Below are 16,563 nucleotides of genomic sequence, written 5' to 3' on the forward strand. Positions count from 1 at the left end.
ACCGTCTGCGTCGCTCAGAACACGAGCTGCGGCAGGCTGAGGACGATGGCGGGGAAGGCGATGGTGAGGATGATCACCACGAGGTCGGCGAGGATGAAGGGGACCACGCCCCTGAACACCTGGACGACGCTGACATAGCGCGACGCCACGTTCTTGATGACGAAGACATTCAGCCCCACCGGTGGCGTGATCATTCCGATTTCCAGCATCTTGACCACGAAGACCCCGAACCAGACCAGGCTGATGCCCTCCGCCTTGAGGACCGGAAGCAATACGGGAAGCGTCACCAGCAGGGCGCCGAAGGGCTCCATGAACATCCCCAGGACCAGGTAGATCGCCACGATGATCGTCATCAGTTCGACGTAGCCGAGGTCCGCGCCGGCGACAAAGGAGCCGATGAAGGAGGAGAGGCCGGTGATGCCCAGAAAGCGGGTGAACATCGAGGCGCCGATGCCTATGATGAACAGCGATGCACAGGTGACCAGGGTCTCCAGAAGCGAGACGCGCATCACCTGCAGCGTCAGCTTGCCGGTGACGGCCGACAAGAGAATGGCGCCACCTGCGCCCACCGCGCCGGCTTCGGTCGCCGTAAAGTACCCGGAGAACAAGCCACCGAAGACGAGCAGGACGAGGATGGCGATCGGCCAGATCCGCAGGATCGCCGGCAGCCCTCCGGCATCGGCAAAGCCGGCCGCCAGGTGGCGTGGCACGATGTCCGGCCGCAGCCAGCAGTAGCCGAAAACAATGAGGCAGTAGGAGAAAGCGGTAAGGATGCCGACGCCGATGCCGCCGACGAAGACCTGGGTGATCGAGGTTTCCGCGAAGACGCCGTAGACGATCATCAGGATCGACGGCGGGATCAGTGCGCCGATCGTGCCTCCTGCGGCGATGGCGCCGGCCGCGAAACTCGGGCGGTAGCCGGCAGCGACCATCTCGGGGATCGCGATCCGTCCCATGGCCGCAGCGCAGGCAATCGACGATCCGGAGACGCTGGCAAAGCCCGTGCAGGCAAAGATCGAGGAGATCGCCAGCCCGCCAGGCACCCGCCAGAGGATCGCCTTGGCTGCATCGAAGAGACTGGTGGTCAGGCCCGCATGGAAGGCGATGAAGCCCATCAGCAGGAACATAGGCACCGCGCTCATCGTCCAGCTGGCCACAAAGCTGTAAGGGGTCGAGGTGACGATGCCGAGGGCCGGCTGGAAGCCGAGAAGCATGGCGATCCCGCCGAAGGAGACGGTGATCATGGCGAGCGCCACAGGCACGCGCAGCAGGAGCAGCAGCAGCAGGATGCCGACACCATAGAGACCGACGTCTACGCTCATGCCTGATGCTCCCGCGCCGGCTCTTCGTTGCCGGTGATGATCTGAAGAAGGCGCACGGTGACGATGATTGCAGCCAGTGCGAAGCCGGCCGGCGGCAGGAAGTAGCCGGGCCAGGTGATGATCTTGGTCTGTAGTGCAACGACGAAGGTGCCGGTCTCGTAGTTCCTCACGGCCGTCAGCCAGCTGGCATAGGCCATCACCGCATAGATCACGACGCCGAGGGCGGCGATCAGCAGATCGGAGACACGGCGCATGCGTGGCGACAGCATGAAGTCGAGCAGTTCGACGGAAATCATGCCGCCCCTGCGTTCCACCCAGGCCAGCGGCAGGAAGGCGACCAGGAGCATGTAGTAGTAGGACACCATCTCGACTGTGGCGGGCAGCGAGGCACCCGTCAGCACGCGCGAGAGGATGTCGGCGCAGACGTGGATCATCATGGCAAGCACGCCGATGGCCGCGACGAAGGCCAGCATCCGCGAGAGCTTATCGGCTAGACCGGAAATATAGGACATGGACGAACCCGTTGCGCAGTGTTCAAGCCAGGCAGGGCCTGCGGACGATGCCCGCAGGCCCCTTGCCTCACATGCCGTAGGTCGCGAAATCGACCTTGCTCCAGACTTCCTCGTCGAGGCGCTTGGCGATGGCATCAGGATTGCCACCGGCCTCCTTGACGATGCCGTTCCACTTGTCGACGAGGCCGGCGAAACGCGCCACGCGTTCGGCAGCATCCTCGAAGCCGAACCGTTCCTGCGAGACCTTGGCGGCCGTCTCCTTGTCGGCTTCAGCAAACTCCTCGGCTGCCTGGACGAAGGCAGCATCGGGTTCGATGAATTCGATGCCCGCCTTTTCCGCGGCAGCCTTCGCCTCGGCGGCCATGTCGTAACCCCATCTTTGCGTAAAGATGACATTGGCCCGGTTGGCGGCGGTCGCCAGCTGCTTGCGCTCTTCCGCACTTAGCGATTCCCAGGCGACGTTTGCCACCGTGAAGTCGGAGGTCGCGTGGTAGGTGCCCAGCGGCACGAAGGTGATGTTGGTGACGAGCTCGACCAGCCGGAACGACAGGAGATCGCCGATCGAGGCCATCGAGCCATCGATGACGCCCTGCGACATCGATTCGAAGGTATCGCCAACGCCGATGTTGGCCGGTACGGCGCCGAAATGCTCCGCCCAGCGCGAGAAGGGCGCGCCGCCGCTGCGCAGGCGCAGCCCCTTGACGTCTTCGGCCGTGCGCACCGGTTTCTTCGTCAGCAGCGCGTAGACGTCTGACGATCCGGAGCCAAGATAAGTGACGCCGAACTTCTTCATCTCCTGCTGGCAGGTGTCGCAGGTCACCATGTATTCCGTCATGGCCGCGGCCATGGCATGCGGTTCGCGGCCGGAGAGGGCAAGCTCGCCCGCCAGCGACATGTTCGGCAGATCAGCCGGGAAGTAGAGCGGCAGCAGGTTGCCGACCTCCACGAGCTGGCTTTGCAGGCCGTCCTTCATCTGACCCAGACCGACGACCTCGGGGCCGAGGATCTGAGCCGTCAATTTGCCATCCGAAACCTCAGGCAGGATTTCGGCCAGCTTCGAATACAGGTGGCTGTGCGAGGGATGCGCCGGCGGGGCGCCGGGTGCGATGCGCAGTTCGCGGGCGTCGGCGGTGGTTGCGGCAAGCGCCGCAAGTCCGACCATCATGGACAACACATATTTCATGTTCATTTCCTCCCAGTTCAGAACATGTTGCGGATAGCAGTTCAGAGATTCAGCAGTCTCCGGGCGTTCTCCTTGAGGATCAACGGACGGACCTCGTCACGGATCTCGATCTTCTCGAAATCCGCCAACCACCGGTCCGGGGTGATCGCCGGCCAGTCGGAGCCGAACAGCATCTTGTGCTTCAGCATCGTGTTGGCATAGCGGACCAGGATCGGTGGAAAGTACTTCGGCGACCAGCCGGACATGTCGATGTAGACATTCGGCTTGTGGGTCGCGACAGAGAGCGCCTCCTCCTGCCAGGGGAAGGAGGGATGCGCCAGGATGATGGGCATGTCCGGGAAATCGGCTGCCACGTCGTCCAGATGGATCGGATTGGAGTATTTCAGCCGCATGCCCATGCCGCCGCGCATGCCGGCGCCTACGCCGGTCTGGCCGGTATGGAAAAGGGTGATCGCGCCCTCTTCGGCGATTGCCTCATACAGGGGGTAGGCGCTGCGGTCGTTGGGATAGAAGCCCTGCATGGTGGGGTGGAACTTGAACCCCTTGACGCCGAATTCGCGCACCAGACGTCGCGCTTCGCGCGCACCGCTTCTGCCTTTGGCCGGATCGATGGAGGCGAACGGGATCATGATGTCGCTGTTGGCGGCGGCGATCTGCGCCACCTCCTCGTTCTCGTAGCGTCGGAAGCCGGTTTCCCGCTCGGCATCGACCGGGAAGATGACGCAGCCGATCTTGCGTTCCCGATAGTAGGCGGCCGTTTCCTCGACGGTGGGCAGCATGCCCTTGGCGCCGGCCGGGTTCTTGAAGTATTTCGCCATGCCGGCCTGGAACTCGTCATAGCCGTCGTCGCGGTGACCGCAGCAGGGTTCCTCCGCATGAGTGTGGATGTCTATGGCGATCAGTTCGTCGATGTTCACCGGCCCGTCTCCTCCGCAAGACCGACATATTTCTGCAGGAGCGCGATCAGCTGCGCCCTTTCTTTCAGGCTGAGTGGCGCGCCGGTCGTCTCTTCGTAGCCGAAGAAGGCGTCACTCGCCGTGTCCACGGCCTGCCGCCCGTGTGGCGTCAGCGTCAGTTCGACCGCGCGGCGATCGGCGTCCGGGATTTCCCGGGACACGAGATTTGCGTCCTCCAGGGCCCGGATAAGTTTCGTCATATGCGCACGCTTGATCATCAGGCGTTGTCCCAGTGCGCTCTGTCGAATGCCGGGGTTGCACGCGATCACCCACAGGACGGAGAACTCTCCCGGCTTGAGGCCGCGTGGACCGTGATCGGAAAAGAAATCTTCGAAGGCATGCAGCTGTGCAAGCCGCAGCAGGAAACCGAGCGAACCTGCAAGCTCACCCACCTGGACCTTGTCGGGACGTCGTGCGGACACATCCATGCCGGCATCTCCCTCAGCTGGTGCCCGGCGCCTTCACCCGCGCCGCCCGCTTGTCGAGAAAGGCGCGAAGCCTTTCTTCGGCTTCCGGGGTGGTGGCGGTGAAGGAGGCGATGAAGGACTCCACGAACAGGCCGTCTTCCTTCGCCATGTCCTGGATACGGGGCAGGGCGTTGATGACGGCGTAGTTGGAGATTTCCGCGTTGCTGGCGGCGGCACAGGCGAGTTCATGCGCCTTCCGACGCGCCTCGCCCTTGTCCACGACGTATTGAACGATGTTCCAGCGCTCGGCCTCTTCGGCGGCCGCCACGCGGCCGGTCAACATCATGTCGGTCATGCGGGCCACCCCTGCCAGGCGTGCGACCCGAACGGAGCCGCCACCGCCGACGAAGATGCCGCGCTGGCCTTCCGGAAGCGCGAAGAAGGCGGAACGATCGGCAACGCGAATATGGGTCGAGGCGGCAAGCTCCAGGCCCCCGCCGACGACGGCGCCGTGCAGCGCGGAAATCCAGGGAATGGTGCCATGTTCTATGCCGGCGAAGACCGCGTGCCATCGCCGGGAGCCGCGGACGCCCTCCATGGGTGTCTTCTTGATGTGTTCGGCGAGGTCCAGCCCGGCGCAGAAATGATCGCCATGGCCGTAGAGAACGACGGCTTTTGCCTCGTCCTCGGCGCGGACCACCGTCTCTGCAATGGTCTCGACGAAACGGTCACTGATGGCATTGCGCTTTTCGGGCCGGTTGAGCCCGATGTGAGCGATCTCGTCGCGAAGCTCATAGGTGACGAAGTTGCTCGCCGTTGCGTCGGCCATTGTGCATCCACTCCTTCATAGACGGACCTCCCGGAGCCGTCTGTCCTGCATGATTGTTTACAGAGAGATTGTTTCCTTGTAAACAAAAAACCGGGAGTATCAATCTCTGGGAGGGGATGTCATGGCCGACAACGCCGTGCAGGATGCAAAGCTGTGGACGCCAGTGGTGAACTGGGAAAAGCGGCCGAACGGGGAGGTGCTTGTCTGGCGGGAGGATCCGCTGGGCGCCTATCCCGACAAGCTGAATGCGCGCCTGGTGCATTGGGCGACAATCGCGCCGGACCGTGTGTGGATGGCCGACCGCGAGGGAACGGGTGCCTGGGCCACGGTCACCTACAGCCAGGCCCTCGAACGGATCCGGCGCATAGGCCAGTTTCTGCTCGATCGGGGCCTGTCGGCGGAAAGTCCTCTCGTCATCCTGTCGGAAAACTCTATTCCACATGCGCTGATGGCGCTCGGGGCGCAGCACGTGGGTATCCCGTCCGCTGCCATCGCACCCGCCTATACGACCAATCCCTCCGGGCTCGGCAAGCTGCGCGACATCGCCCGGCAGATCACGCCCGGCATGGTCTTCGCTGAAGACGCGGGACCTTTCCTCGAGGGCGCCACTGCGGCCTTCGGGGCCGACATTCCGTTTGCTGCCGTTCGCAACCTGCCGCCGACGCGACCGGCTTCATTCCTTTTCCAGGATATCCTGAAGACGGAGCCGACAGCGGTTGTCGACGAAGCCTTCGACAGGGTCGGCCCTGACACCGTAGCGAAGTTCCTGTTCACCTCCGGGACCACCGGCTCGCCGAAGGCGGTCATCCAGACGCAGCGGATGCTGTGCTCGAACCAGGAGATGATTGCCGATTGCTACGGCTATTTCCGCGACGAACCTCCGATCCTCGTCGACTGGGCGCCCTGGAATCACACGGCCGCCGGCAACAAGTGCTTCAACATCGCAATCTACAACGGCGGCACCTATTACATCGACCGCGGCAAGCCGGCGCCTGGGCTGATCGGGCAGACGATCGCCAATCTCCAGGAGGTGTCGCCGACCTGGTACTTCAACGTTCCCGCCGGCTTCGAGATGCTGATCCAGGCTATGCGTGAGGATCGGGCGCTGCGGGAGAACTTTTTCAAGGATCTGAAGCTGCTGATGTATGCCGGCGCCGGCATGGCGCAGCATACCTGGGACGCACTGCTTGAGCTGTCCGAGATGGCAACGGGCCGGAGGATCCCGCTCTGCACCGGCATCGGCTCCACGGAGACCGCACCTTTCGCGCTCTTCTGCACGGATCCCCAGGACAAGCCCGGGAATATCGGCATTCCGGCGCAAGGGGTGACGATGAAGCTGGTGCCCGCGGACGAGCGGTACGAGTTGCGCCTGAAGGGGCCGAACGTCACGCCGGGCTATTGGCGAAACGAGACGCTGACGGCGGAGGCTTTCGACGACGAGGGCTTTTATCGGATCGGCGACGCGGTGAAATTCGTCGAGGCCGATGACCCGCGACGAGGCTTCTATTTCGATGGGCGTACGGCGGAAAACTTCAAGCTTCAGACGGGCACCTGGGTGGCGGTCGGGGTTCTGCGCGCGCAGCTCGTCAATCAGTTCGGCGGACTGATCCGCGACGCGGTGATCACCGGCGAGAGCCGTGCCGAGCTCGGGGCGCTTGCCGTTCCGTTCATGCCGGCGCTTCGGGGGCTGGTGGACGGTGAAGCAGATCTCGACGACGAGGCGGTGATCGCGCATCCCAAGGTGCGCGCGGCGATCGCGGCACGGCTCCTGGAGCACCAGCGGCAGTCGAGCGGGTCGGCAACCCGCGTGATGCGCATCCTGCTGATGACGGAACCGCTGCGGTTCGAGAAGGGCGAGGTGACGGACAAGGGCTCGATCAACCAACGGGCGGTGCTGGCGCATCGCGGCGAGCTGGTCGAGGCGCTCTACGCCGATGCGCCGGGTGTCATTCAGGTGGGCAAGGAGCTAGCGGCATGAAGATCGAAGGTTCGAGCGCGATTGTCACCGGAGGAGGCTCCGGCCTCGGCGAGGCGACGGCACGGCTTCTCGCAAGGCTGGGGGCGGTGGTGCATGTGTTCGACCGCAATGGCGAGGCTGCCGAGCGGGTTGCGCAGGACATCGGCGGCGTGGCCGTCACGGGAGATGTCGCGGACGAGGGGGATGCCACCAAGGTCTTCGGACTTGCAGCCAAAGCCGGCGACGGGCTGCGCATCCTCGTCAATTGTGCGGGCATCGGCACGGCGGGACGCATCCTCGGCAAGGAGGGCCCCATGCCGCTTGCCGATTTCGAGCGCGTCATTCGCGTCAACCTCATCGGCACCTTCAACATGATGCGGCTGGGGGCCGAATGCATGGCCGCAAACCCGGAACTGGACGACAAGGCGCGGGGCGTGATCGTCAACACGGCCTCCGTTGCCGCCTTCGAAGGCCAGGTGGGGCAGGCGGCCTATGCCGCGTCGAAGGGCGGGATCGTCTCCATGGCGCTGCCGGCGGCGCGCGAGCTCGCGCGGTTCGGGATCCGGGTCAACACGGTGGCGCCCGGGATCTTCCTGACGCCGCTGCTGGCCGGCCTGCCGCAGGAGGCCCAGGACAGTCTCGGCGCGGCGATCCCCTATCCCGCCCGGCTTGGGGATCCGGCCGAGTTTGCCGATGCCGTCCGCTTCCTGATCGAGAACCAGTATGTCAACGGCGAGGTCATCCGCCTCGACGGCGGGATCCGGATGCAGCCCCGGTGACTGCGATGGGGTATTCCGACCAAGCGCAACGGACATTGGCGCTTCTGGCGTTGACGCCGGGCTGGCAGCGGGTGAAGGAGCTCAGCCCGGATTGCGACGACGCGACGGTTTCAGCGATCGTCGAGGAAGCGGCGCAGTTTGCCGAAAGGGTGCTGGCGCCGCTCAACACTCCCGGAGACCGGATGGGTGCACGACTCGTCGAGGGGCGGGTGCGAACGCCGACCGGTTTTGCAGAGGCCTTCCGGCGCTACGGCGCGTCCGGCTGGCTGGGGATGGACGTCTACGATCGCTACGGGGGGCAAGGGTTGCCGCTGACCGTCCAGGCGGCTTGCGCGCCGCTCTTCGAGCGCGGCTGCGTGGCGCTGATGATGGCGGCCGGTTCGACGCGCGCTGCCGCTCATCTGCTGGCGGAGGCTGCCGACGGTGCAGTTGCGGATGAATGGGTGCCGAAGCTTCTGGCGGGGGAGTGGGCGACAACCATCTGCATCTCCGAGCCGGAGGCAGGCTCGGATGTCGGCCGTCTGCGCACGAGGGCGCAATGCCGTGACGGGACGTGGCGGATCACCGGCCAGAAGATCTGGATCTCGTTCGGGGACCACGACATGGCGGACCGCATCGGCCACTGCCTGCTTGCCCGCACCAACGACCAACCCGGGACCCGTGGCATCAGCCTCTTCCTGGTGCCGGACGGGATCGATGGGCGCCAGAACGGCGTGAGTGTCGAGCGCATCGAGGAGAAGATGGGCCTGCATGGTTCGCCGACCTGCGCGATGCGCTTTGAGGAGGCTGTCGGCGTGCTGATCGGTGACGAAGGACGCGGGCTGCCGCAGCTCTTCACGATGATCGAGCTGATGCGCCTGCAGACCGCCTGCCAGGGGCTCGGGCTCGCCTCGGCTTCGCTGGATATCGCGGAAGGTTATGCCAGGGAGCGACGTCAGGGTGGACATCCCGAGCGACCGCCGGTTGCGATCGCCACGCATCCGGACGTCCGGCGGCAGTTACACGAGATACGCCGGCAGACGGAGGTGCTGCGGGCGGCGGTGCTGGAACTCGCGACCATCATGGATCTCGCGCGTCTCGAGCCGGACGAGAGCCGCCGCCGGGCGCTTGCGGATCTTGCCGGATGGATGCTGCCGCTGATCAAGAATTTCGGTGGGGCAGCGGGCTTCGACGTCGCCAATGCCGCCATCCAGGTGCTCGGCGGGGCCGGTTATACGCGCGACTGGCCGCTCGAGCAGTATCTGCGCGACTCGCGGGTGATGACGATCTACGAAGGTACGACGGGGATGCAAGCCATCGACTTCCTGACGCGACGGCTGTGGCGGGACGAGGGGCGCGGCCTGCAGGTTTTTGAGAAGCGTGCGAGGGCGGAGATCAAGGCCCTGGCCGCGGAACATCCCGAGCTGGCGGATGAGGCGCTTCGAGGGCTGGCGGATTTCACCGAGTTCAGCGCGCGCATGGTCGCACTTCGCGATGATCCGGAACGGGGACTCTATCTCGCCGACAGCTACATGCGGGCGGGGTGGCAGGCGGTCAGCGCCTGGATGGCGATGCGGGTGCGGCAGCTGCCGGAGGTTGCCGAGCGCTCCTGAGCGTCTTTCGGATTTCCCGCCGGTTTCCCTGTCTCAGGGATTTCCGGAAACCCTTGCATAGGCCCCCAGGATGAATCTTTCCGCCTGAAACAGATAGGCTTCCAGGGTCTCCGAGGCGCCCCGTGGATTGCCGGCTTCCAGTTGCGTGACGATGCTGCGGTTCTGGTCGATGAAGGGAGCGTGGAGAAACTCGGGGTCGTGCAGCAGTCCGAAGACCAGCCTCAGTTCCAGGGAGATCTGCCGGTAGAAGTCACTGAGACGCGGACTATCGGCAAGCTCGACGATCGCTGCGTGGAATGCGATGTCGGCCGTGCCGACGCCCAGCCAGTCGCCCTTGTCCCGGCAATCATGGGCCGCTTCGACGGCAATGCGCATCTTGGCTGCTGCCGGATGGCGGGGATGTGCCTGCGCCAGCGCCGGGCACTCGATGAAGCGGCGAACCCGGTAGATGTCTACGATCGTCGACATGCTGGGCGTCGCGACGAAGACGCCGCGATTGGCCTCGTAGCGCAGAAGCCCTTCTTTGGTCAGCAGTCGGAAAACCTCGCGCAGCGTGTTGCGCGAGACCTGCAGTTCGTCGCTGAGGGTCTGTTCGGAGAGATGACTGCCCGGAACGAGCCGGCCGGAGATCACCTGCTCGCGGATCCGGCCGGCAAGCGTCTCGGCGAGCGTCAGGGTCGGTTCGACGCCGTTGCTGTTCTGGCGGGCAGAGCGCTTCGTATTTGGCGCTTCCTGTTCCTTCTCGCCCAAACCACCCGTCCTGAAAGTTGTCATCAGATTGCCCATCCCGCTTCACAATGCCAATCGCAGGACGACCGGCGGAGTTCAATAGAAAACCACGGCGCCGCTATGGAACGCCGGCTCCATCCTGGCTGAATGATTATTTGTAGGGCAATGTATGAAAATTGTTCAACAGTATGGACAGGGATATCGGGAGTTGCTAGCTTTCATCGCAGTAATGAGTGGGAAACAGGTCTCATGAGGATGATCGACCTTAACAGCGATCTCGGCGAAAGCTTCGGCGCCTGGCGCATGGGCGATGACAGCGCGATGCTGGATGTCGTCAGCAGCGCGAATGTCGCCTGCGGCTTCCATGCGGGCGATCCGGCCGGCATTCTGCGGACGCTGCGGGCTGCCGCCGAACGGGGCATCGCCATCGGCGCCCATGTCGGCTACCGCGACCTCGTCGGGTTCGGCCGGCGCAACATGGACCCGACCAGCGAGGAATTGATCGGCGACGTGGTCTACCAGATCGGTGCGCTGCAGGGGCTCGCCACCGCGGCGGGCACGCGCGTCACCTACGTCAAGCCGCATGGCGCCCTCTACAACACCATCGCCTTCGATACACGGCAGGCGGCCGACGTGATCGCCGCCATCCTGGCCGTCGATGCTTCGCTGGCGCTTGTGGCGCTCGCGGGCTCGCCGCTCATCGCGCAGGCGAGGGCTGCCGGTCTGACGGTCGTGGCCGAGGCTTTTGCGGATCGCGGCTACACGGCAGAGGGGGCACTCGTCTCCCGACGTGAGGCCGGGGCCGTCCTGCATGATCCGGATGTCATTGCCAAGCGCATGGTGCGGCTCGTCCAGGAGGGCGTGCTGGAGGCTATCGACGGCACGATGACGAAGGTCGATGCGCAGAGCATCTGCGTGCACGGCGACAGCCCGGGTGCCGTTGCGATCGCGCAGCGTCTGCGCAGTGCGCTCCAGGAGGCCGGCGTTGCGATCGGCCCCTGCGCCGGCGCGGCAGGCTGAGACTGGCATGCAGGCAACCGTTCCCGCACCGCTGCGCACTCCGTCGATGCGTGTCCTGCCCGTCAGGGAGGACTGCGTTCTCGTGGAGCTTTCCGACCTCGGCGAAACGCTCGCACTTTTCGAGGCCCTGCAGGACCATCCGATTGCCGGCATCCGCGAGATCATCCCGGCTGCCCGCACGCTGCTGATCGACTTCGATCCGCTGGAGATCTCGGCGGAAGCGCTCGGATCCGTCGTTGCGTCCTATCTCGGCGGGGAGAGCAAGGCCTCCTCCGGATCGCTGGTCGAGATCCCGGTCCACTACGACGGCGAAGATCTCGCAGAGGTCGCCGCCATTCTGGGCGTGACATCGGAAGAGGTCATTCGCCTTCATGGCGCAGCCGAATATCTGGTCGCATTCACAGGCTTTGCTCCCGGCTTTGCCTATCTGGCCGGTGGTGATCCGCGGCTGGCGGTGCCGAGACGTAAGTCGCCACGCACGCATGTGCCGGCCGGTGCCGTCGGACTGGCCGGTGAATTCACCGGTGTCTATCCCAAGACGAGCCCCGGCGGCTGGCAGCTGATCGGCACGACGCCGCTGTCGATGTTCGACATCGACCGCGATCCGGCGGCCTTGCTGCAGCCCGGAAGCCGTGTCCGCTTCATCGATATCGGGAATGCCAGGCCTTACGAGATCAAGGCGCCGAAGGCTTCGGTCAAGACCAGCCAGCCACCCGCCGCGGTTGAGGGTGCGGCTGGCATCGAAATACTCTCCGTCGGCCTTCCGGTCCTGTTCCAGGATCTCGGGCGTTCGGGGCAGGCGAACCAGGGCATCAGCCGGTCCGGCGCAGCCGATCGCGGCGCGCTGAAGATGGCCAATCGGCTGGTCGGCAATCCGCCGAATGCAGCGGCGCTGGAAGTCACGCTCGGTGGCCTGTCGTTTCGGATGCGCGGTCGGGGTGTTCTCTCACTGGCAGGGGCTCCGGCTCCCGTGTCGATCGCCAGCGCGAGCGGCGCCCGGCTGACGGCTCACCACAATCACCCGGTCGCCCTCGACGATGGCGATGTGGTGACACTTGGTGCGCCGCCGGCCGGCATGCGCTCCTATCTGGCGATGCGCGGCGGCTTTGCGGTTGCTCCCGTGCTGGGAAGCGCTGCCACCGATACGCTGGCGCAGATTGGTCCAGCGCCGCTTGCGGCGGGCGATCACGTTGCAATCTGCGACGCGTCGGTCGGAAGCCTTGTCACGATGGGTGAACTGCCCTCCGTCTCCATGCCGCGTGCCGGCGAGGAGGTGGTGCTGGACGTCGTCATGGGACCGAGAACCGACTGGTTTACAGAGAGCGCCGTGGAAAGCTTCCTGTCCCAGACATGGCAGGTCACGGCCCAATCGAGCCGCGTCGGCATCCGGCTTGCGGGCGAGGCACTGGAACGGGCGATCACCAAAGAACTTCCCAGTGAAGCCACAGTCCACGGCGCCATCCAGGTGCCGGCGAGCGGCCAGCCGGTGCTCTTCCTCGCCGATCATCCGCTCACCGGCGGCTATCCGGTGATCGCCAATGTCGCGGGCCACCACCTCGATCTTGCCGGGCAGATTCCGGTGGGTGCGCGCATTCGCTTCAACCCGACACACCGCTTCGTCGACAGACTTATTCCGGGGAAACAGACATGAAGAAGGTTCTGATCGCCAACCGCGGCGAGATCGCGGTGCGGATCATCCGGGCCTGCAAGGACTATGGCCTGGCCTCTGTCGCCGTCTACGCCAATGCCGACGTCGGCGCGCTCTTCGTCGCTCAGGCGGACGAAGCCTATGCGCTGGATGGTGCGAGCGCGAAGGACACCTATCTCGACATCGACAAGCTGATCGCCGTTGCCAGACGATCGGGCGCGGATGCCGTCCATCCCGGCTACGGTTTTCTCTCCGAGCGCGCCGAATTCGCGCGGGCTGTGATCGACGCGGGGCTGACCTGGATCGGCCCGGATCCGCAGGTGATCGAGGCGCTGGGAGACAAGCTCGAGGCGCGCCGCATCGCCCAGCGGGTCGGGGCACCGCTGGTGGCCGGCAGCGAGGGCGCCATTTCGAGTGCTGCGGAGGCGCTGGCGTTTGCGAAGCGCTTCGGCCTGCCGATCGCCATCAAGGCCGCCCATGGCGGCGGCGGGCGCGGGATGAAGGTCGCGCGCCACCTCGACGAGGTCGAGGAGATGTTCCTGTCGGCCACCCGCGAGGCCGTGGCCGCCTTCGGGCGCGGCGAATGCTTCGTCGAACAGTTCCTCGACCGCCCGCGCCACATCGAGGCGCAGGTGCTGGCGGACCGGCTGGGCAATGTGCTCGTGGTGGGCACCCGCGATTGCTCGCTGCAGCGGCGCAACCAGAAGCTCGTCGAAGAAGCGCCGGCTCCGTTCCTCTCGCCTGAACAGCGCGAGAAGATCCACGCGGCGTCCCGCGACATCTGTGCGGAGGCCGGTTACACCGGCGCCGGCACGGTGGAATTCCTCTTGAGCGCCGACGGGATGATCTCGTTTCTGGAGGTCAACACGCGGCTGCAGGTCGAGCACCCGGTGACGGAAGAGACGACGGGGATCGACCTCGTCATCGAGCAGTTCCGCATCGCCGAAGGCCTGCCGCTCAGCACGACCGAGACACCTCTGCCCCGGGGCCATGCCATCGAGTTCCGGATCAATATGGAAGATCCCGGCCGCGGCTTCCTGCCCTCGGCTGGCGAGATCACGCAGTTTAACGCACCCTCCGGACCGGGCGTGCGGCTGGATTCCGGCGTCGCCAGCGGTTGCGTCATTCCGCCGATGTTCGATTCGCTGGCAGCCAAGCTGATCGTCTGGGGCGCCGACCGGGCGCAGGCTCTTGCCCGTGCACGCCGGGCGCTCGGCGAGTTCCAGATCGAGGGCGTGCCGTCGGTGCTGCCGTTCCACCGAGCGGTCGTCGACCATCCGGATTTTGCCGGCGAGACCTTCCGCGTCCATACCCGCTGGATCGAAACCGATTTCGCCGGGACGCTGGAGGCCGAGGCCCGACCGTTGCAGCCGGACACGGCGCCGCTTCTGCGCGCCACCGTCGAACTCGACGGCAAGCTCGTCCGCCTCGGCATCCCGGACGCCTTTTTCAAACTGCTGGGCCAGGCGCCGTCTTCGGCGCAGCAGGAGCCAGACCGCGAAAGCCATGCGGGCGATGTTCGCGCACCCGTGCCCGGGACGCTGGTGCAGTGGAATGTTGCCGATGGCGATCTGGTGAAGAAGGGGGACGCGCTTGCGGTCATGGATGCCATGAAGATGGAAACTGCCGTCACGGCACCAGAAACGGGCGTCATCTCCATTCTTGCGGAAGCAGGTTCCTCCCACAACGCAGGCGAGGTGATCGCCCGCATTTCGCCTTCCACCCGCGACAACAGTTCCAACCTTGCCGGGCAGGACGTGCCGGAAACACTTGAATGAGCGCCACCATGGACAATCAAACGCCACTTCTGTCGGTCGAGGGGCTGAGCGTCGATTTCGGCGTCAGCCGGGTCGTCGAGGACCTCTCGTTTTCCGTCCAGCCGGGCCGGACGGTTGCCATCGTCGGCGAGTCCGGCTCCGGGAAATCCGTGACGTCGCTGTCGATCATGAGGCTTGCCGACATGATGGGCGCGACGTTTGCCGCCGGCCGGATCATGTTCGCGGGGCAGGACCTGCTCCAGGCGTCGCAGAAGCAGATGCGCAAGATTCGTGGCAAGGAGATCGCGATGATCTTCCAGGAGCCGATGACGTCGCTCAATCCGGTCTTCACGATCGGCGACCAGATCTGCGAAGTCCTGCTTCTGCACGAAGACATGAACAAGGCAGAGGCTCTGGCCGAAGCCACGCGGCTGCTGGACCTCGTCCGGCTGCCGGATTCCGCCGAGCTCGTGTCACGCTATCCGCACCAGCTGTCGGGGGGCATGCGCCAGCGTGTCATGATCGCCATGGCGCTCGCTTGCCGGCCGAAGCTCCTGATCGCCGACGAGCCGACCACGGCGCTCGACGTGACCATCCAGGCGCAGATCCTCACCATCATGCGGGAGCTCCAGAAGGATCTCGGCATGGGCATGGTGTTCATCACCCACGACATGGGCGTGGTAGCCGAAATGGCCGACGACGTGGTGGTCATGTGGAAGGGCGAGAAGGTGGAGCAGGGGCCTGTCGAGCAGATCTTCGCCAGTCCGCAGCATCCCTATACCCGCACGCTCCTGGCCGCTGTTCCCCGTCTCGGCAGCATGACCGGCGAGGCCTTCCCGAAACGCATGCCGCTCACCGTCCTGGAAGATGGCCAGCCGAAGCTGGTGGGTGAAGAGCGCGTGCAGGATACCGCCCGCTACGGAGAAAAGCCGCTCCTCTCGGTGAAGGACCTTTCCATCCGTTTCGATATCCGCAAGACGATCTTCGGAAAGGTGACGCACCGGCTGAGCGCCGTCTCCAAGGTCGCCTTCGACATCTATCCCGGCGAGACGCTGGCACTGGTCGGCGAGTCCGGATCGGGAAAATCCACCATCGGGCGGACGATCCAGCAGCTGCAGTCGGCCCATTCCGGCGACATCTCCTTCAATGGCCGGGGCTATTCGGAGATGTCGGCGGCGGACCGCTTCCGCATGCGCCAGGAAATCCAGTACATCTTCCAGGACCCCTTCGCGTCGCTCGATCCGCGCAAGACGGTCGGCTTCTCGATCGCCGAGCCGATCAACACGCATGGCCTGATCTCCGGCAGCAAGGCCGTCCGGCGCCGGGTGGACGAACTCCTGGAGCGCGTCGGGCTGGGCTCCCAATACGCGGATCGCTATCCGCACGAGTTTTCCGGCGGTCAGCGGCAGCGCATCTGCATTGCCCGCGCGCTGGCGTCCGACCCCAAGCTGATCATCGCCGACGAGGCGCTGTCGGCCCTCGACGTCTCGATCCAGGCGCAGATCATCAACCTGTTCATGGACCTGCAGGCGGAGCGAGGTCTCGCCTACCTGTTCATCAGCCACGACATGGCGGTGGTGGAAAAGATGAGCCACCGCGTGGCCGTCCTCTATCTCGGCCAGATCATGGAAATGGGCAGCCGCCGGCAGGTCTTCGAGACGCCGGAGCACGACTATACACGCCGACTGCTTGCTTCCGTGCCGGTGGCCGATCCCGCCGCCCAGCGCAACACGGTGCTGATCGAGGGAGACATCCCCAATCCGGTCCACCGCGTCGGCGAGGAGCCCGCAATCCTCGGTCGAGAGGAAATCCATCCAGGCCACTTCATCGCGAAGAGCGCCTGAACAACCGCGAAGACATCGCACGCATCTG

At 65.0% G+C, this 16,563-nt stretch carries 14 protein-coding genes; 7 read left to right on the forward strand and 7 right to left on the reverse strand.

From position 1 onward, the window contains the following. Positions 1-14: 14 nt before the first annotated feature. The 6 genes from EO99_RS0106375 to EO99_RS0106400 form a co-directional block, all read right to left on the reverse strand. A complete protein-coding gene (locus EO99_RS0106375; RefSeq protein ID WP_029617809.1) occupies positions 15-1,322 on the reverse strand; it encodes a TRAP transporter large permease in 1,308 nt (435 codons plus the stop codon). Next, positions 1,319-1,834 carry a TRAP transporter small permease gene (locus EO99_RS0106380; protein ID WP_029617810.1) on the reverse strand — a complete coding sequence of 172 codons (516 nt, stop codon included), beginning with the start codon at positions 1,832-1,834 and terminating at the stop codon, positions 1,319-1,321. The genes EO99_RS0106375 and EO99_RS0106380 overlap by 4 nt, the downstream gene beginning before the upstream one ends. 67 nt (positions 1,835-1,901) lie before the next feature. Beyond that, a complete protein-coding gene (locus EO99_RS0106385; RefSeq protein WP_029617811.1) occupies positions 1,902-3,017 on the reverse strand; it encodes a C4-dicarboxylate TRAP transporter substrate-binding protein in 1,116 nt (371 codons plus the stop codon). A gap of 41 nt (positions 3,018-3,058) precedes the next feature. After that, positions 3,059-3,934, reverse strand: coding sequence for an amidohydrolase family protein (locus EO99_RS0106390; RefSeq protein WP_029617812.1), 876 nt, complete (start codon positions 3,932-3,934; stop codon positions 3,059-3,061). After that, positions 3,931-4,401 carry a MarR family winged helix-turn-helix transcriptional regulator gene (locus EO99_RS0106395; protein ID WP_029617813.1) on the reverse strand — a complete coding sequence of 157 codons (471 nt, stop codon included), beginning with the start codon at positions 4,399-4,401 and terminating at the stop codon, positions 3,931-3,933. Before EO99_RS0106395 ends, EO99_RS0106390 begins: the two co-directional genes overlap by 4 nt. A 13-nt stretch (positions 4,402-4,414) precedes the next feature. Beyond that, positions 4,415-5,209 carry a crotonase/enoyl-CoA hydratase family protein gene (locus EO99_RS0106400; RefSeq protein WP_029617814.1) on the reverse strand — a complete coding sequence of 265 codons (795 nt, stop codon included), beginning with the start codon at positions 5,207-5,209 and terminating at the stop codon, positions 4,415-4,417. Positions 5,210-5,330: 121 nt separating this feature from the next. On the opposite strand from EO99_RS0106400, the gene EO99_RS0106405 reads away from it, so the two are divergent. The 3 genes from EO99_RS0106405 to EO99_RS0106415 are packed head-to-tail and all read left to right on the forward strand — an operon-like array spanning position 5,331 to position 9,537. Next, on the forward strand, positions 5,331-7,187 hold the full coding sequence (locus tag EO99_RS0106405) for a feruloyl-CoA synthase (protein ID WP_029617815.1): 1,857 nt from the start codon (positions 5,331-5,333) through the stop codon (positions 7,185-7,187). Continuing rightward, entirely contained in the window at positions 7,184-7,945 is a 762-nt protein-coding gene (locus tag EO99_RS0106410) for an SDR family oxidoreductase (protein WP_029617816.1), read from the forward strand. The genes EO99_RS0106405 and EO99_RS0106410 overlap by 4 nt, the downstream gene beginning before the upstream one ends. A 5-nt stretch (positions 7,946-7,950) precedes the next feature. After that, positions 7,951-9,537: an acyl-CoA dehydrogenase family protein gene (locus tag EO99_RS0106415; protein WP_029617817.1), complete on the forward strand. Its 1,587-nt coding sequence runs from the start codon at positions 7,951-7,953 to the stop codon at positions 9,535-9,537. A gap of 33 nt (positions 9,538-9,570) precedes the next feature. Here the strand turns inward: EO99_RS0106415 and EO99_RS0106420 are convergent, their stop codons facing one another. Then, positions 9,571-10,311, reverse strand: a complete 741-nt coding sequence (locus EO99_RS0106420; RefSeq protein ID WP_081852000.1) for a GntR family transcriptional regulator — start codon at positions 10,309-10,311, stop codon at positions 9,571-9,573. A 204-nt stretch (positions 10,312-10,515) separates the two neighbouring features. Here EO99_RS0106420 and EO99_RS0106425 point away from each other — a divergent pair, with 204 nt between their 5' ends. The 4 genes from EO99_RS0106425 to EO99_RS0106440 are packed head-to-tail and all read left to right on the forward strand — an operon-like array spanning position 10,516 to position 16,535. Next, positions 10,516-11,286 carry a LamB/YcsF family protein gene (locus tag EO99_RS0106425; RefSeq protein WP_029617819.1) on the forward strand — a complete coding sequence of 257 codons (771 nt, stop codon included), beginning with the start codon at positions 10,516-10,518 and terminating at the stop codon, positions 11,284-11,286. Positions 11,287-11,332: 46 nt separating this feature from the next. Then, complete coding sequence (gene pxpB / locus EO99_RS0106430; RefSeq protein WP_029617820.1) at positions 11,333-12,937, forward strand: 5-oxoprolinase subunit PxpB; 1,605 nt, start codon at positions 11,333-11,335, stop codon at positions 12,935-12,937. Continuing rightward, a complete protein-coding gene (locus tag EO99_RS0106435) occupies positions 12,934-14,712 on the forward strand; it encodes an acetyl/propionyl/methylcrotonyl-CoA carboxylase subunit alpha (protein WP_051679724.1) in 1,779 nt (592 codons plus the stop codon). The genes pxpB and EO99_RS0106435 overlap by 4 nt, the downstream gene beginning before the upstream one ends. Next, a complete protein-coding gene (locus EO99_RS0106440; protein ID WP_029617822.1) occupies positions 14,709-16,535 on the forward strand; it encodes an ABC transporter ATP-binding protein in 1,827 nt (608 codons plus the stop codon). The genes EO99_RS0106435 and EO99_RS0106440 overlap by 4 nt, the downstream gene beginning before the upstream one ends. The last annotated feature ends 28 nt before the right edge of the window (positions 16,536-16,563 follow it).

The organism is Pseudorhizobium marinum (assembly GCF_000705355.1).
Classification (GTDB): domain Bacteria; phylum Pseudomonadota; class Alphaproteobacteria; order Rhizobiales; family Rhizobiaceae; genus Neorhizobium; species Neorhizobium pelagicum.

What these genes read in the sequence shown, in the direction of transcription:
- EO99_RS0106385 (WP_029617811.1), bottom strand. Translation starts at nt 3,017, where the DNA reads ATGAAATATGTGTTGTCCATGATGGTCGGACTTGCGGCGCTTGCCGCA.
- EO99_RS0106375 (WP_029617809.1), bottom strand. Translation starts at nt 1,322, where the DNA reads ATGAGCGTAGACGTCGGTCTCTATGGTGTCGGCATCCTGCTGCTGCTG.
- EO99_RS0106410 (WP_029617816.1), top strand. Translation starts at nt 7,184, where the DNA reads ATGAAGATCGAAGGTTCGAGCGCGATTGTCACCGGAGGAGGCTCCGGC.
- EO99_RS0106400 (WP_029617814.1), bottom strand. Translation starts at nt 5,209, where the DNA reads ATGGCCGACGCAACGGCGAGCAACTTCGTCACCTATGAGCTTCGCGAC.
- EO99_RS0106395 (WP_029617813.1), bottom strand. Translation starts at nt 4,401, where the DNA reads ATGGATGTGTCCGCACGACGTCCCGACAAGGTCCAGGTGGGTGAGCTT.
- pxpB (WP_029617820.1), top strand. Translation starts at nt 11,333, where the DNA reads ATGCGTGTCCTGCCCGTCAGGGAGGACTGCGTTCTCGTGGAGCTTTCC.
- EO99_RS0106405 (WP_029617815.1), top strand. Translation starts at nt 5,331, where the DNA reads ATGGCCGACAACGCCGTGCAGGATGCAAAGCTGTGGACGCCAGTGGTG.
- EO99_RS0106380 (WP_029617810.1), bottom strand. Translation starts at nt 1,834, where the DNA reads ATGTCCTATATTTCCGGTCTAGCCGATAAGCTCTCGCGGATGCTGGCC.
- EO99_RS0106425 (WP_029617819.1), top strand. Translation starts at nt 10,516, where the DNA reads ATGAGGATGATCGACCTTAACAGCGATCTCGGCGAAAGCTTCGGCGCC.
- EO99_RS0106435 (WP_051679724.1), top strand. Translation starts at nt 12,934, where the DNA reads ATGAAGAAGGTTCTGATCGCCAACCGCGGCGAGATCGCGGTGCGGATC.
- EO99_RS0106415 (WP_029617817.1), top strand. Translation starts at nt 7,951, where the DNA reads ATGGGGTATTCCGACCAAGCGCAACGGACATTGGCGCTTCTGGCGTTG.
- EO99_RS0106440 (WP_029617822.1), top strand. Translation starts at nt 14,709, where the DNA reads ATGAGCGCCACCATGGACAATCAAACGCCACTTCTGTCGGTCGAGGGG.
- EO99_RS0106420 (WP_081852000.1), bottom strand. Translation starts at nt 10,311, where the DNA reads ATGACAACTTTCAGGACGGGTGGTTTGGGCGAGAAGGAACAGGAAGCG.